Genomic DNA, 15242 nt, shown 5'->3' on the forward strand with positions numbered 1-15242 from the left:
TTAAACTTCTTATCCATTAAAAAAGCCCCTAACCGAAGTTAGGAGCTAGTTTTTGTCTAGACACCCTCTAGGTCGCTCGATGTCCTCCTACGTGTGTAAGCACACTTGTCGGTAGTCTCCAGCGCTTGTCGGGTATGATTAAGCGTGATTGCTTTTTTAGATATTAGTGTGAAGCGTCTTGAACAGAAATACCTGTTTGAGCTTTAACTTCAACTTCACGGTATTTCGCAGCGTCAGTTTCTTTCGAAAGTAGAGAACCGATGAATCCACCAAGGAAACCAAGTGGTACAGAAATTAACGCTGGGTTTGTTAACATAATTAACGGATCACCTACGAAAATTGCTTTCCCTTCAACTGGGTTCCACACGTTTGGTGAAACTGCTACTAAGATTAAAGCTGAAATTAAACCTGTTAACATTGCTGTTACAGCACCATTTGAGTTGAAACGTTTCCAGTAAATTGTGTAAATGAGTACTGGTAAGTTTGCAGATGCAGCGATACAGAATGCTAATGATACTAAGAATGCAACGTTAAGCGTTTGTGCACCTAATGCTAAAAGGATCGATACTACAGAGATTATGATAGATCCAATTCGAGCAGCCAGAACTTGCTCTTTCTCTGTAATTTTACCTTTTTTAACAATTTGTCCGTAAATATCATGTGAAAGGGCAGATGCACCAGAAAGAACTAAACCTGCTACTACTGCTAAAATTGTTGCGAATGCCACGGCACAAACGAATGACATTAAGATGTCGCCACCTAAAGCTTCAGCTAAAAGTGGTGCAGCCATGTTACCGGCTGGGTTCGCTGCCACAATGGCTTCTTTACCTACGAATGCTGCAGCACCGAATCCAAGGAAGATTGTTAGTACATAGAAACTACCTACAATCCAAGTAGCCCAAATTACAGATGAACGTGCTGTTTGCGCATCTTTTACAGTGAAGAAACGCATTAAAATATGTGGAAGACCAGCTGTACCAAGTACTAAAGCGATTAACACAGAAATCGTGTTAATACCATTTGTGTAAAGTAAGCCTGGTTGTAAATACGCTGCACCAGCATCAGTAGCTGTTGTCATGTGCGAGAACATTTTTAAAATACTAAAATCGAATTTTGATAATACTAAGAATGAGATAATAATAGTACCAATCATTAATAGACATGCTTTAACGATTTGTACCCAAGAAGTAGCTGTCATACCACCGAATAATACATAAATCGTCATCATGACACCTACTAATAATACCGCTACCCAATAATCAATGCCTAAAAGTAATTGAATAAGTGCACCTGCACCTACTAGCTGTGCAATCATGTAGAAAAGAACAATTGTAATTGTACTAAGTGCTGCTGTACCACGAACCTTTGATTTATTAAAGCGGGCTGTGATCATATCAGCTAATGTAAATTTACCAAGATTACGTAGTGGCTCAGCAATGATGTATAACACCACTAAGTATGCTACTAAATAACCGATTGAGAAGAAGAATCCGTCGAATCCGAATAGAGCGACAGAACCCGCGATACCTAAGAATGAAGCGGCTGATAAATAGTCACCAGCAATCGCTAACCCATTTTGCCAACCTGTTAAGCCACCGCCAGCAGTGTAGAAGTCACTAGCAGATGAAGTTTTTTTAGATGCCCACCAAGTAATAACTAGTGTAAGCCCTACGATAGTAACGAAGAAGAATATTGCTGCAATACTCATTTTGAGGCACCCCCTTCGTATTCAGCGATAATCGCTTTTGCATCACGGTCGAAGCTGTTCGCTTTCGCAACATATAAATGCGCTAAACTCCAAGTCATAATGAACAGCCCAGCTGCGTAAAACCATACCCAAGTAATTTCACCGTACGCTTTTTCATGCAGTATTGTTGTGAAAGACGTTAGAACTGGTAATAGCATATACGCTGATAAGAATACTACCGTTAACGACCACAAAAATACATTCTTACGTTTTGCTAGTGTTTTGAATGATTCTTGACTTGCGATTTTGTCATAATCAATTTTTGGTTTTTGATTATTCCCCATAAACATACCCCCATTTGTGATAAGATTTACTGCTTAGTGTGTGTAAAATTCTGTTTCAAGGATTTTACAATTTTCATTCTATTAGAGCGTTCACAAAATTGCAATAGTTTTTGGATAAATTATGCAAAAAAAGTTTCTAGTAAAACAAGTTTTAGCGAGAAAAAATGACACATTTACTAGAATAATAATGCGTTCGATTAAATGAGAAACTCTTGTAAAGTGTTGGTATACCTGCATTTATACAGGTATTGACAAACGAGAAAGAAGCAATTTCGAGAAAGAAAATACAGTTCTGACAATTCTAAATAATTTGTAAAATATTTCACAAAAAAATCGTTTTAATAGAAAAAGGTATACCTGAAAAAGTAATCTTAGTAACGAGAAATAGTAATTTGTAACAAAAAAGAGTGCTTAAAAAGTCTTTTTACTGACTTTTTAGGCACTCTTTTTCTAATTAATGAGAAGCGTCTTGTACAGAAATTCCCGTATTTGCTTTTACACGAATTTCTTTATAAACACGTTCTGCTTCTTCAGCAGATACTTTATTCGTTGTTAAGACCGAACCTAAGTAACCTGCTATGAAACCAAGTGGAATCGTAATAATTGCAGGTACGGCTAATTTCACTAATGGTTCTCCAACAAAGATTGCATTACCTGTTGTTGACCAAACGTTTGGACCCATTGCACCTAATACTAAGCATGACACTAAGCCTGTCACCATTGCAGCTACGGCACCTGTCGAATTAAACTTCTTCCAGTAAATTGTGTATAGAATTACCGGTAAATTTGCGGAAGCTCCAATACAGAACGCAAATGATACTAAGAATGATACGTTTAAACTTTGCGCGAATAACGCAAGGATAATAGAAACAATAGCGATAGAGATCGAACCTGTACGCGCAGCTAACACTTGTTGCTTTTCTGTTAACTTGCCGTCCTTCATAATTTCACCGTAAATATCATGCGAAATTGCAGATGCACCTGTTAATACAAGTCCAGATACTACCGCTAAAATCGTTGCAAAGGCTACTGCACAAATAAATGAAAGTAAAATGTTTCCACCAAGGAATTCTGCAAGCAGTGGGGCAGCTGTATTACCTGCAGCATTTTCCGCAATAATTGCATCAATCCCAACAAAATGCATTGCACCAAAGCCTAGGAAAATTGTTAATGAGAAGAAAATTGCAGTAATCCACGTTGTCCAAGAAATTGATGCACGTGCTGTTTTTGCATCTTTAACTGTAAAGAAGCGCATTAAAATATGTGGTAAACCTGATGTACCAAGTACCAATGCCATCATCATAGACACTGAATCAATTGTTGACGTATATTTCACGCCAGGCACTAAATATTTTTCGCCGTGATCTGCAGAAATCGTATTAAACATTGTTACTAAATTAAAGTCGAACTTTTGGAACACTAAAAACGCAAGTAGGGTAGTACCAAATAATAATAAACCTGCTTTAATAATTTGTACCCAACTCGTTGCAGTCATCCCACCAAATAATACATATGTCGTCATCATTACGCCGACAATTAATACAGCGATCCAGTAATCAATACCAAATAGAAGCTTAATTAATGCACCTGCACCTACTAGCTGTGCAATCATATATAAAATAACAATAATAATCGTTCCTGTTGCGGCAACCCCGCGGATACGTTTTTCATTGAAACGCGAAGTCAGCATATCTGCTAAAGTATAGCGGCCAAGATTTCGCATAGGTTCTGCAATTATATATAGAAGAACTAAATTCGCTACTACATAACCAACCGAAAAGAAGAACCCGTCAAAGCCCGTTAAAGCGATCGCCCCGGATACGCCTAGGAATGCAGCTGCAGATAAGTAATCTCCCGCAATCGCAAAGCCATTTTGCCAGCCCTTAAGACCGCCACCAGCTGTATAGAAATCACTCGCAGAAGAAGTTTGCTTCGCTGCGATGTATGTAACGATTAATGTTAAACCAACTATCCCTAAAAAGAATCCTGCTGATACTAAATTCATCCACGTGCACCTGCTTTCTCATATTCGGCAATTACTGCAGCCGCTTCCTTATCAAATTTCGCTGCCATTTTCGTATAAAGCGTACAAAGCGCAATCGTCATAATGAAAAGGGCCAATGCATAAACCCAAACCCACGTAATGCTGCCAACTGCTTTCTGTTGTAATACAGAAGTAAACGCTAAAATCGGTAAAAAGATGTAAAATGTTAAAAATGAAGCGGCTACACTAAATAAAAACGTATTTTTCTTTTTAACAAACTTGTTAAATGAATCCATACGATCAATCGCAGCATAATCAATTGGTTGTACAATTTGCTTTTCTGTTAAACCTACATTCGTCATTTCAATTCCCCCTAATGAATTATTATTCTTTTTTAAACGGATTATTTCTCTTTCGCCCCGCTACAAGAACTTATTGTAAGAGGGAAATCCTTATTATGCAATACTAAATTATTCAGAAAAGTACGTAAAATTCCGAATTGTATTAATACTCTAAACTTAGAATTACCAAGCTTTAAATAGAAAAAAATCCACCAAAATAGGATAGGGTTTATTGAGAAATAGTATTTCAATAACATGGAAAACAAATAATATGTATGGGTAAGTATTTTCGTTACATTTCATACAAAATAATGTTTCGCTAGTCTAAAATAGTATTTTAGCACCTAAAAGCCGAAATTAGATACATTGTTATATAACATGTAATAAAATGATATTTTTTTGCTATATTTTATTTTTTTAGAAAAGTTGCATTTTTTTTCGTCTGGAGCAAAATATTTATTAATTTACAGGTAAGAGTGGGGAATAGGGATCATTAGAGTCCATTTAGGAAGGTCCGAGCGGGTATGATCTTCGAAATAAATAAAGATCGCCAATTTTCAAAAGAGTTAAAACTTAGTTATCTGATATTAGGAATAAAACCACATATTTTTCAACGCTATCGTAGTACTTGATCTACCTTTAGTAAACCGAACAAACCTTGACTAGTATCTTCTTTTAATAGAAGATACTAAAAAGAGGGTACATGGGAAAATGGTTTTTTATCATTTATCTGCTATGCTTCAAATAAAAACCCGAGTTTTTACTCAACCTCTATCAAATTTTTACTATTTTTATCATTCTGAGACTTTTTAACATAATTCGCGGCAAAGGAGCCAATAGCATGTTACCATTACAAACAAAACGATTACAATTTCAACGTTATTCAAAAGAAGATTTACCATTTATCGAGAGACTAGTGACAGATCCACAGGTGATGCGCTATATCGGTTCAGGAACAGCGCAGGACGCCACATATGCAAAAGCCTTACTAGAACGAATGCTCGAGCAATATGAAAACTTTGACGTGTTTGGACTACATAAGCTAGTTCATAGGCAAACTGGCAAACTAATTGGCCATGCAGGGCTTGTCGCTCAAGTTATTGATGATGCTTTTGAAATTGAGCTTGGCTACTGGATCACACCAGATTGCTGGCAACAAGGTTTGGGAACAGAAACTGCGCAGGCACTTAAAGAATATGCCATTGAGGAGCTGGAGCTTGAGAGATTTATTTCAGTCATTCAAATTAATAACGCAGCTTCCATTAAAATCGCAGAAAACAATGGGATGCAGCTAGAGAAAACAATTGAACATGATGGTCAGCAAGTTCATGTATTTGTGCATTTAATAGAAACAAATTAAGAAAAGTCATAATCGTTTAAATCTGATGCATTGAAATTGAACGGTTTTATCTCATTTTTCGTTTCTGTCTCACTATTTAAAGTATACTTTTCGAGCGAGACCTAACTTCCTATAATATATATTATGACCGTGTCCCTATTTGGAAAATAAGAGAAGCGCCTTCTCTTTTATACTTCGACGCTGGAACTGTACGTACATAGACAACACATCCTTGTCTTTTCAATAAGCTTTTCTTATTTAAAAAATTTCATGTTAATCTAACTTTTCAATACGATATCGGTGTTTTTTACTTTTAATACTCTCCATATCAATATGGTTAATTGCCGCTTCAATCATTTGATTCATCGGTATGCTTAATTCTTTTGATCGGTTAGATAGGCGCTGGAATAAATCAGCATCCATCGTTGTTCGAAACTCTTGCTTGGCGCAGCGAGGTTGCTTAATACCTGTGAATGTATGATCTTGCAATAAATTTTCTATGCCATTTTCAATTACATAACCTATTTCGGTATCATTGTCTTTGGCGAATTCTTTTAAATGCTCTAACACTTCTGGTTTTAAACGTGTTTTATATCGATGTCTCTGTTGATCTTTTGAATGAATAAGCTTGCCATTATGTAAAACCCACATGTATATGCCCCCTTCACTTCCTTATACAATATCTGAAATTGGGACATGGTGCAAATTCCTATTATTACTTAACGTCTGATTAGTTCAAAACCTTATTGTATTTGGTTCAACACCATAACTTGGGGTTGATTTCCGTTCTGGCTGGACGCTTTCCAGGGGGCGTTCGATGAGCCGCTTCCCTCGCTATGCTCAGTCCAGGGTCTCATCTAGAACGCTAATCCCCTAGGAGTCGCCAGCCGCCACTCCAATCAACAATCATCCTGCTCTAGTTGTTATCCCAGTATTTTGGTGATGAGCCTTTTATTTTTCTTTTCATTTATAAATGTAATAGCTTCTATAATTCTTTTATACTTTGGATTAAAAGCACTCAATAAACTTTTGCTTTGATTGGCATGCTTAGTTAATAATCAGCTCCTCTTCAGAATAGCATAAAAACTCATTTGCAATTGATTATTGCAAATGAGTTTTTAATTACTAGCCGCCATCTAGCTTGGTTATAAAAAAAAGGCTTACTTTAAGTATTCTAATTTAATTATTTTGCTCAAGGCATTGGTAAACCGCCATCATATCTCGTTTATTTAACTCCCGAATACGAATAAAAATTGGAATATCTGCAACAGCCTCAATAGTTACGCTTTCAGCAACTACATCACTTACTTTGCCAGTTAGCCATGTTTTTACTGGTATCCCTTCAACAAGCTCCCGAAGGCCATGCTCATTGATGCCACTTGCATAACAACTTACACAAGGAATTGTTAATTTAAACACGCCATCATGGAGCCCGTCTTCCGAAATTACTTTCTTTCCTTTACAGAATGGACATGGCTCGCTTTTTTTAATTTTATTAATTTGGGTAACTAATTTTTTGTAACCAAATACTTCATAAACATACGTCAGTTTTTTGTATTTCCCATTGGTGAAATACTTATCAATGATGGTTTCTCTCGTTTCGGTGATATTATCAAAATCACAGATTGTGACCCGATTATTAAGGCTGATGGATTCGATATTGCCGCTAATACTGTCCCAAAATGGCAGAACATTTTGTAACACCACTTCATAGTGGGCAAAGCTTGCCTGCTCCAGCTCAAGCATTTTCAGCGCGACTTGTGTTTCCCGAGGCAAAAGGGAGACATCTTCCGTCAAAGCCATAGCGCCTCCGACAATGGCCTTCATTTTTTCTAGTAGCTGTAAATTCCCAACGGTTTGCATCACTTGATCAAGAGGCTGTTGAATAATGTCCCGTATATCCGTGTCACCAAATTTCAGCTTTTTATGATGATTCAGTACGGTTCCTTGACAGATTGGACAAGTAATCATTTCTTTGGATTCTTTGATTTGCTCTTTAATAATCGATTTCGAAACAAATATATAGCGCCCAATGAGGAGATTAAAGCCTTCCCAAGTCCTCGACGCCTTGCCTGCTTTATCATAGAATGACTTTTCCCAATACCCATATAAAAAGGTATGTTTTTCTGCTTCCGTCATGTCATTGTAACTTTTACTTATATCCTGCCCGAGCTCATTTTTAATCTCATCAAAGAGGAATTGCAATTTTGGATATTGATAGAATTTTAAAACCTCCATCACGTCTGGATGAAGTAAGCCATCCCAAAATGGCACGGTTTTGTCCTGAATTACAATATCTATATCAAATTTCTCAATCACTTGGCGGCCCGAGCAGGATGGACAATGGTTTTGCTGATTATAGAAATCGAAGCTATACGTATCTTTATTGGTTGGATGCGCCGCGACTATATGGTTGATCAAGCCGCCCATTTCATAGAGAAAACTATATTGACTATACAAGTGACGTTCCAGATCAATGGCGATGACGGGTGCAATTGTATCCGATTCGTATTCACCATAAATTAAACGAGCCATTGATGATAAGCTTTTTAAGATGCCGCCCTTATAGATGTTTTCTGCATTATTAAAATAGGCAATTTGATTTTCTTTTAAATAGTTAATTCCATTTTGTGACTTTAGTGTTGAAGAAATTTGCAATGGAGCAACTGTAGCTGCACTGTTTTGCCTGCGATAATAATCATTATGACTGACAACATCAAGGTGCTCCACAGGTACAGGCTGTCTTTTACCAAAATCAACGATAAAATCAGAGTTTTCTAGCATATAAGCATTATGTTCAATCAATATCATGGAGACAGATTCATCCGTCAGAATGTCCCTGATGCTATCAATGAATTGATTTAAAATATTTTGTGATAAACCTTTTGAAGGCTCGTCAAAAATAAAAAGCGTATGTGGGTTTCTTGAGTTGGCAAACAGCTCTGAAACTAAATGGACACATTGAAATTCACCCGTCGATAAGGACTGTGTTTTTCTTTCCAACGTCAAATACCCAAGTCCAAGTTTAATCAATAAGCTCAAACGTTTATGCGCGATGTCTTCGTTTGGCAGTTCATCAATAATATCTTCAATCGAGCGCTGAAAAATATCTTCAATATCTTCACTATATTTTGTGAGTTTCTTTTTAATATCAAGAAAAGTCGCAACAGTTGACCGACTAGTAATCGATTGGTTCCGATCTTGCCCAACCATGACCAGTTTATCTTTTGGATAGCGCTTCAGAAAATCTTTGGCCATACACTCATTGACAAGTGTCGATTTTCCACATCCAGACTCCCCCGTAAAAGTGACAATTCTATTTTGGGGAATCTGTATCTCAGCCATTTGAATATTACGACAGTAAAGATCCTGAAATTGATAGTATTCTGTGGGTATAGCCCGATTTCGTTCCCAAGTAATTGGTTTTGGACGTGGTGATTCTTCAACAATTTTCCCGCCGTATTTACCACTACCAGGCCCAAAGAACAATTGCTCATTCGTTGTGTCGAGCACCGTGTCAGAATGGTCAATAAGCCAAATTTGATTTTTATAGCCCAATTGTTGAATCTGTTCTAAAATTCCTAATAACGTTTGGTGATCTAGCCCCACGGAGATTTCATCAATTATAATGACCGTATTTTCACTTGTTGCCATGAATTCTGCCAAATAAAGTCGTGTTAATTCTCCACCTGACAATGTTCCCATAATGCGATTTAAAGTTAAGTAACCAATATTCATATTGATGATATTTTTAAGAATATGTTGTTTAGCTTCACTAATATTTAAAACGTCTGCTAGTGAAAAAATGGTCTCAATGCATAAGTCGTTAATATCGGAAATATTCTGTGGTTTATCAAATAATTCAATCATATATTGCCCGGCTTCTTGATTATAGCGCTTCCCCTTACACTTAGGACATTCGATATTTTTAGTAGTTCCGCGACCTTTACAAGCTGGACACCAACCTAATTCATTATTAAACGAAAAAACTTCCGGAGAAAGATTATATTTTTCTGCAAGAGTTACACGTATCTCAGTAAACACGCCCGTATGTGTACCCATTGTTGAACGTGGATTGGAAGAAATTGATGACCTTCCTAGAAAAAGTACAAGAGGCATTTCTTCCATCTTGATGGCACTAAAATTGGTTTCCATAATAGTAGGAAATAAATACTGATATTCAGCTTTTGGCAATAAGGAAACGAGACGCTTCTTAGATTCTTCCCCAATAGTTAGACAAAAAGTTGTTTTACCAGATCCAGACAAACCAGCAATTCCTAACGATTCCTCTCCTGGTAGTACTGCATCTAATTTGTTAATATTGTTCGCAATTAATTGATTTATTTTCATAGCGATCTCCTCTCCACTCACTAATTATAGTATTGCCATGTTAGTGAATCTACAAATGAATTTGTTGTGTTACTTGTTTCAGGTGTACTTGTTTAGTTTATTGCTATGAACTGCCGCGATGCACAGGTGCAGAAAAAACGTCCCTTACGTTAAATGAAGTAAATACGTAAAGTTAAGGTCAAATTGCCTAGTCAGTTGTCAATTCGCAGCGTAAAATTTTTGAAAATGCTGACGCTTTCCCCTACTTCATTGCGTCTAACAGTATATAATAGACCTATGGAGGTAGATTATGCTAAAAATAAAAAAAATCGAATTTATAAAAGTTGTTTATGATGAATCGTTATCACATAATATCTTTTCCATTGCCAATATTACTTTTTCTAATTACGAGCCGATTCATGGTGCGCTCTTATATTGGCGAAAAAATACATCGCAAGCGGAATATACACCTGATGGCGATTATAAGTTCTTTTATGATATGGCAAATGTGATGTATTTTGCATCCGTGAAATTTCCGACGCATACCCGCTTAACACGTGACCAACGCCAGGAACTTGCCTTTATTCTACTCGAGCAGCGTGGTTCGGTTGGCTCTTATAGCTTCCCTACGTCAATACGTCAAAAGAAAACGTTCAATCCGAAAAAGCAGCTGGAAACACTCGCTTTTCCTGAGCATTTTAACGCAAAGGATTTTGGCAACCATGCTTACTTTGAAAAAACTGACGACATTAGCGATTCTGTAGTAAGCCGCTATAGTGCTTACGACCGCGCGTTTGTTGAGAATTATTTAAAATGGCGCTTTCATGCAGCAAAATTGCATCCCAATGACTTAGAACCGTATCTTCCATACATTGACTTCTCATTTATTTGCTTTATTAATTCGAATTTATCGGAAAAGTATTTGATTGAGCATCTAGATAAAGTTGATTTTATGGCCTTACAATTTAATCGTCCGGTGCTAGCGCGTCTTTCAGCATCTTTTAAACGTTATATGATAGAACAACTCCAGTTGCATAAAAAACCGATTCACGACGATTTTAAAGGGAAATTAGAAGACTTCATTGAAGATGACTTATTTTACGATCAATATGAGTTCGTCTACTTGCCTGAAAGTGATGAGGAAGAGGATATTGACTTTCTATTTTTCGAATATGAGCGGGGGGCCAATAAATGGTATGGGAGCGAACATTTGATTAAAGGCATCCCTTCAATGGCATGTAAGTTGTTTGATCGTGATGGGTTTAAAAATCCGACGAATAAAGAGATGGATAGTAAATTTGAGGCGTTCACAGCCATTCAAAGGAAGTTATTTGGGGCGATTGCTGAACCTCACTGGCTGCACCGTTATCGGAAAAATTTAAATTGGCATTTGATTTGTCAATATAATCCGTATTTAACGGAGGATTTTTTAACAGCTCATATGAAATGGATTGATTTTAAAGCACTCGGTTTTAACACTCGCTGTGTATTATCTGAAGATTTTCTCATGGAGCATATGCATCAATTTAATCATCAGCAACCCGTTCCATTAATTTTATGTCATTTAACGGAACATTTGTATTTAACGTATAAAGATCAGCTCGTAGTAGATCTTACCCTATTGTATAAATATATGGACTGTATTGATGAAGCGGAGTTTGAAATCCTTCAGCATTTGTTAGAAGAATAAGTAAAAGCGCCTCTCACGGATGAGAAGCGCTCTTTTTTATTTGTTATTAAGTTGCTCTTCAATTTTTTTTGTAAGATCTGCAACGTTTAACGGCTTACTAAAATAATAGCCCTGTACGTACTCGCAATTATGTTCTTTCAGTATAGCCAATTCTTCCTCTTGTTCGACCCCTTCAGCTATAACAACCAAGTTCAGTGCGTGTGCAAGCGAAATAATTGCCGCTACCATAGCAACGCCTGATTCGTCTTTATTGATATTTTTGATAAATGTACGATCGATTTTTAACGCATCCACCGGGAACTCTCTTAAATAGCTTAACGATGAATACCCTGTACCAAAATCGTCAAGAGCAATCGTAATGCCCATCTTCTTAATCTCTTTAATTTTGAAAATCAGTTCTTCATTATAATCGAGCATGCTCATTTCAGTAATTTCGATTTCTAATTGATGTGGATTAACATTAGTTTCGTCAATGATGGCTTGTAGTTGTTGTACAAAGTCAGACTCCGCGATATGAATAGGCGAAATGTTCACCGCAACACGAAAATCAACGCCGTATGTGTCATGCCATTCTTTTATTTGCAATGAGGCATTGCGTAATACCCACACACCAATTTCAGAAATAAGTCCACACTTTTCAGCAAACGGAATGAATTGATCTGGAGGCATTTGGCCAAGCTCTTCGTCATACCAACGAAGAAGTGCTTCTATCCCTTCCATACGACCTGTTTTAATATCAATTTTTGGCTGATAATGAATTTCAAAGGTATCATTGCGTAACGCTTTGTGTAATTTTGTTTCAAGGAGTAACCAACGATCGTTCGTACCGCGCATATTTTCCTTGTAAACATAGTAGTAATTGCCTTTTTTATTTTTGGCTGCATACATCGCAATATCTGCAGTCCTCAGCATTTTGGATAATGTCTGTCCATGATCTGGATATATGCTAATCCCTAAGCTAATGCTTGCATAAAACTCGTAATCATAAAACGTAAAGCTATTTTTGAACACATTAATAATACGTTCCGCCATTTCTTCTACAAGCGAAATGTCCTCTAGCACATACACGAATTCGTCACCGTTTAAACGGTAAAATGATTCGACTTTAACGTCGATTTCATTTAGACGTCGGGCAATTTCTTTTAGGAAAAGATCCCCTACTTTATGACCAAGACCATCGTTAATATTTTTAAACCGGTTTACATCAAAGAAAAATAACGCAAATTTACTGCCTGTCCGCGCACAGTTCGTAATTTCATTTTCAATGCGCTTCGTTAAATTACGACGGTTCGGTAAGCCGGTTAAATCATCATGGTATGCGATATGAGCAATCTTTTTAATATTTTTTTGAGCTGTAATATCGGTACGAATAGAAATATATTGGTACGGCTGTCCTAACTCATCTAAGAAAGGTACAATTGTTGTTTTAACCCAATATAATGACCCATCTTTCGCTCGATTACAAATTTCTCCATGCCATGTTTGACCGTTTCCAATCGTTCTCCACATTTCTCTGAAAAAAGATTTCGGATGGAAACCCGAATTTAATATGCGGTGATCTTGTCCAACGAGTTCAGTTCTAGTATACTTGGAAATTTCACAAAACTGATCATTCACAAGTGTAATAGTGCCTTTACGATCCGTTACGGCAACAATCGAAGTTTGGTCCAGAGCAGCTTTAATATCTTGTAGCTGGACAACTGAGAAATCCATAGATTCAAGTACTTTTGTATTACTTCCTTGCTGCATTTAACCTCTTCCCTTCAACGAATTTTTATTGTTAAACCTTAATTGACAATGCAATAAAAGGTATCGTTAGTAAATTATACTTATTTGTCTAATTATAATGCTTCACAATGATACAATTCAATGATAAATAAAATAAAACATTGCTACTATTTAGAAAATACATTATTTTTAGCCACAAATTAAAAACAACCTTACATACAGTGACTGTATGCAAGGTTGTTACCGGACATCGCTATTAGCTGGCGAATTCATTTCTTCCTCTTTTCTGCTGTGCACGCTCATTGTACGTATCAAGCTGTTCGTGTGATAAGTTCAAGATGAAATAGTGGAAATTGATTGGTTCAAGACCATGTTCCTCACAAGCTTTTCTATAGTATTCATAGCCACTTCGATAATCAGACATATTAGTTACCTCCCTTCATTGTATATGCTTGCTCATTATAAGCATTTAACTGTTCTTGTGAGAGTTGGATTACATAATAGCGGAAATTGATCGGCTCTAACCCAAACTGCTCGCATTTTGATAAATATACTTCATAACCTTCACGATACATTGTCAAATGAATTACCTCATTTCTTTTTTTGTACTATAACAGAATATGTTTCTTGTATTTAATATAGTACAGAATGGTTGAAGTGTCAATAAATTATCTGAAAAATTTATAAATTTAAAAGAGTGGACTCATCAGGAAATTGAGTCCACTCTTTTAGTTTACATAATCATATTATATTATTAAACGGGTTATTTTTCAGTACTTCTTGAATCTGCTCATCTTCTATATGAGTATAAATTTGCGTCGTAGCAACACTGGAGTGCCCTAAAATATGCTGCAAACTACGAATATCCGCACCCGCCTTATACATCATTGTTGCAGATGTATGGCGTAGCTTATGTGGGGTAAGTTTATCCTTTTTATGCTCGGACTGTGCATTGATTTGCTTGACGATTTTTGCAACCGTTTGGCGGGCAAAACGTGCCCCTTTTTGAGAGACAAAGAGTGGCTCCGGACCGCTTCCTTTAAAAGCATGACGCTCAGTTAAATAGCGTTCTAGCGCGGCTAAACAGGCGTCATTTAAATACACAGTGCGCTCCTTATTCCCCTTCCCTATAACCGTCAAATTACGCCCCTGAACCGAGTTATTGTTTAGTGAACATAGCTCTGATACCCGGATGCCGAGGTTCAAAAAAAACACCATCATACAGTAGTCCCGCGTTGAGTAATGCTGCTCCTGAATCGCCGTAAGAAATGCCTTCGCTTCGTCCATATTCAAGTAAATCGGTGTACGTTTCCCGATTTTTGGCGATTCTAACTCCTCTGCTGGGTTTTCTTCTATTAAACGACGCTTCCCCTTTAAATATTTAAAAAAAGCCTTCAATGTAGCTACTTTACGAGCACGTGCTGCCGCCGAGTTATTTCGCTGTACCTCGCAGTATTCCATAAATAAGTATAAATCCTCAAGTGAGAGCTCGCGAACCCAATCAATTGTTATGTCCGAAATATCAACCATATGTATTTGTGCTGGTAGTACGTCTTCTTGTACGCCTTTTATAAAACGCAGGAATAGTACAAGGTCATATTCGTATTCTTTACGGGTACGCTGTGATTTCCCGGTAATCGTCGTTAAATAGATCAAAAAGTCCTTCAAAATTTTTGGTAATGCCGTTTGCTTCATTTCCCTCACCTCTAAGGGTAATAATACCATAAATAACGTTCCCAAATTCATATTTGGGAACGTTTATAAATTTTTTCGTAAAAAACAGGCTTTTTTCGGCCATTT

12 protein-coding genes are annotated in these 15242 nt (G+C 36.9%); 2 read left to right on the top strand and 10 right to left on the bottom strand.

Annotation, left to right across the window (positions count from 1 at the left end):
* Window positions 1–163: 163 nt before the first annotated feature.
* From MHH87_RS08765 to MHH87_RS08780, 4 genes are all read right to left on the bottom strand, one after another.
* Complete coding sequence (locus MHH87_RS08765; protein WP_340748932.1) at window positions 164–1708, bottom strand: solute symporter family protein; 1545 nt, start codon at window positions 1706–1708, stop codon at window positions 164–166.
* Complete coding sequence (locus MHH87_RS08770) at window positions 1705–2031, bottom strand: DUF485 domain-containing protein (RefSeq protein ID WP_340748933.1); 327 nt, start codon at window positions 2029–2031, stop codon at window positions 1705–1707. The genes MHH87_RS08765 and MHH87_RS08770 overlap by 4 nt, the downstream gene beginning before the upstream one ends.
* Before the next feature lie 454 nt (window positions 2032–2485).
* Window positions 2486–4036, bottom strand: a complete 1551-nt coding sequence (locus MHH87_RS08775) for a solute symporter family protein (protein ID WP_340748934.1) — start codon at window positions 4034–4036, stop codon at window positions 2486–2488.
* Entirely contained in the window at window positions 4033–4377 is a 345-nt protein-coding gene (locus MHH87_RS08780; RefSeq protein WP_340748935.1) for a DUF485 domain-containing protein, read from the bottom strand. The genes MHH87_RS08775 and MHH87_RS08780 overlap by 4 nt, the downstream gene beginning before the upstream one ends.
* 820 nt (window positions 4378–5197) lie before the next feature.
* On the opposite strand from MHH87_RS08780, the gene MHH87_RS08785 reads away from it, so the two are divergent.
* On the top strand, window positions 5198–5716 hold the full coding sequence (locus MHH87_RS08785) for a GNAT family N-acetyltransferase (protein ID WP_340748936.1): 519 nt from the start codon (window positions 5198–5200) through the stop codon (window positions 5714–5716).
* A gap of 252 nt (window positions 5717–5968) precedes the next feature.
* Here MHH87_RS08785 and MHH87_RS08790 read toward each other — a convergent pair whose 3' ends face one another.
* Entirely contained in the window at window positions 5969–6346 is a 378-nt protein-coding gene (locus MHH87_RS08790) for an rRNA methyltransferase (protein WP_340748937.1), read from the bottom strand.
* A gap of 528 nt (window positions 6347–6874) precedes the next feature.
* Window positions 6875–10045 (bottom strand): ATP-binding cassette domain-containing protein, encoded by a 3171-nt coding sequence (locus tag MHH87_RS08795; protein WP_340748938.1) that lies wholly within the window; start codon window positions 10043–10045, stop codon window positions 6875–6877.
* 289 nt (window positions 10046–10334) lie between these two features.
* On the opposite strand from MHH87_RS08795, the gene MHH87_RS08800 reads away from it, so the two are divergent.
* On the top strand, window positions 10335–11714 hold the full coding sequence (locus tag MHH87_RS08800) for a nucleoside-diphosphate sugar epimerase (protein WP_340748939.1): 1380 nt from the start codon (window positions 10335–10337) through the stop codon (window positions 11712–11714).
* 36 nt (window positions 11715–11750) lie between these two features.
* Here MHH87_RS08800 and MHH87_RS08805 read toward each other — a convergent pair whose 3' ends face one another.
* From MHH87_RS08805 to MHH87_RS08820, 4 genes are all read right to left on the bottom strand, one after another.
* The gene (locus MHH87_RS08805) at window positions 11751–13463 is read right to left on the bottom strand and encodes a putative bifunctional diguanylate cyclase/phosphodiesterase (protein ID WP_340748940.1); all 1713 of its coding nucleotides are present in this window, start codon (window positions 13461–13463) and stop codon (window positions 11751–11753) included.
* 235 nt (window positions 13464–13698) lie between these two features.
* On the bottom strand, window positions 13699–13866 hold the full coding sequence (locus tag MHH87_RS08810; RefSeq protein ID WP_340748941.1) for a transcriptional regulator: 168 nt from the start codon (window positions 13864–13866) through the stop codon (window positions 13699–13701).
* A gap of 1 nt (window position 13867) precedes the next feature.
* A complete protein-coding gene (locus MHH87_RS08815) occupies window positions 13868–14023 on the bottom strand; it encodes a transcriptional regulator (protein ID WP_340748942.1) in 156 nt (51 codons plus the stop codon).
* Window positions 14024–14183: 160 nt separating this feature from the next.
* Window positions 14184–15137 (bottom strand): tyrosine recombinase XerC, encoded by a 954-nt coding sequence (locus MHH87_RS08820; RefSeq protein ID WP_340748943.1) that lies wholly within the window; start codon window positions 15135–15137, stop codon window positions 14184–14186.
* Between the last annotated feature and the right edge of the window lie 105 nt (window positions 15138–15242).

The organism is Solibacillus sp. FSL H8-0538 (assembly GCF_038003525.1).
Lineage (GTDB): Bacteria > Bacillota > Bacilli > Bacillales_A > Planococcaceae > JBBOPI01.

Bases quoted from the DNA above. Each gene is read 5' to 3' on its own strand.
- MHH87_RS08770 (WP_340748933.1), bottom strand. From the start codon at position 2,031: ATGGGGAATAATCAAAAACCAAAAATTGATTATGACAAAATCGCAAGT.
- MHH87_RS08765 (WP_340748932.1), bottom strand. From the start codon at position 1,708: ATGAGTATTGCAGCAATATTCTTCTTCGTTACTATCGTAGGGCTTACA.
- MHH87_RS08795 (WP_340748938.1), bottom strand. From the start codon at position 10,045: ATGAAAATAAATCAATTAATTGCGAACAATATTAACAAATTAGATGCA.
- MHH87_RS08805 (WP_340748940.1), bottom strand. From the start codon at position 13,463: ATGCAGCAAGGAAGTAATACAAAAGTACTTGAATCTATGGATTTCTCA.
- MHH87_RS08775 (WP_340748934.1), bottom strand. From the start codon at position 4,036: ATGAATTTAGTATCAGCAGGATTCTTTTTAGGGATAGTTGGTTTAACA.
- MHH87_RS08785 (WP_340748936.1), top strand. From the start codon at position 5,198: ATGTTACCATTACAAACAAAACGATTACAATTTCAACGTTATTCAAAA.
- MHH87_RS08780 (WP_340748935.1), bottom strand. From the start codon at position 4,377: ATGACGAATGTAGGTTTAACAGAAAAGCAAATTGTACAACCAATTGAT.
- MHH87_RS08790 (WP_340748937.1), bottom strand. From the start codon at position 6,346: ATGTGGGTTTTACATAATGGCAAGCTTATTCATTCAAAAGATCAACAG.
- MHH87_RS08820 (WP_340748943.1), bottom strand. From the start codon at position 15,137: ATGAAGCAAACGGCATTACCAAAAATTTTGAAGGACTTTTTGATCTAT.
- MHH87_RS08800 (WP_340748939.1), top strand. From the start codon at position 10,335: ATGCTAAAAATAAAAAAAATCGAATTTATAAAAGTTGTTTATGATGAA.
- MHH87_RS08810 (WP_340748941.1), bottom strand. From the start codon at position 13,866: ATGTCTGATTATCGAAGTGGCTATGAATACTATAGAAAAGCTTGTGAG.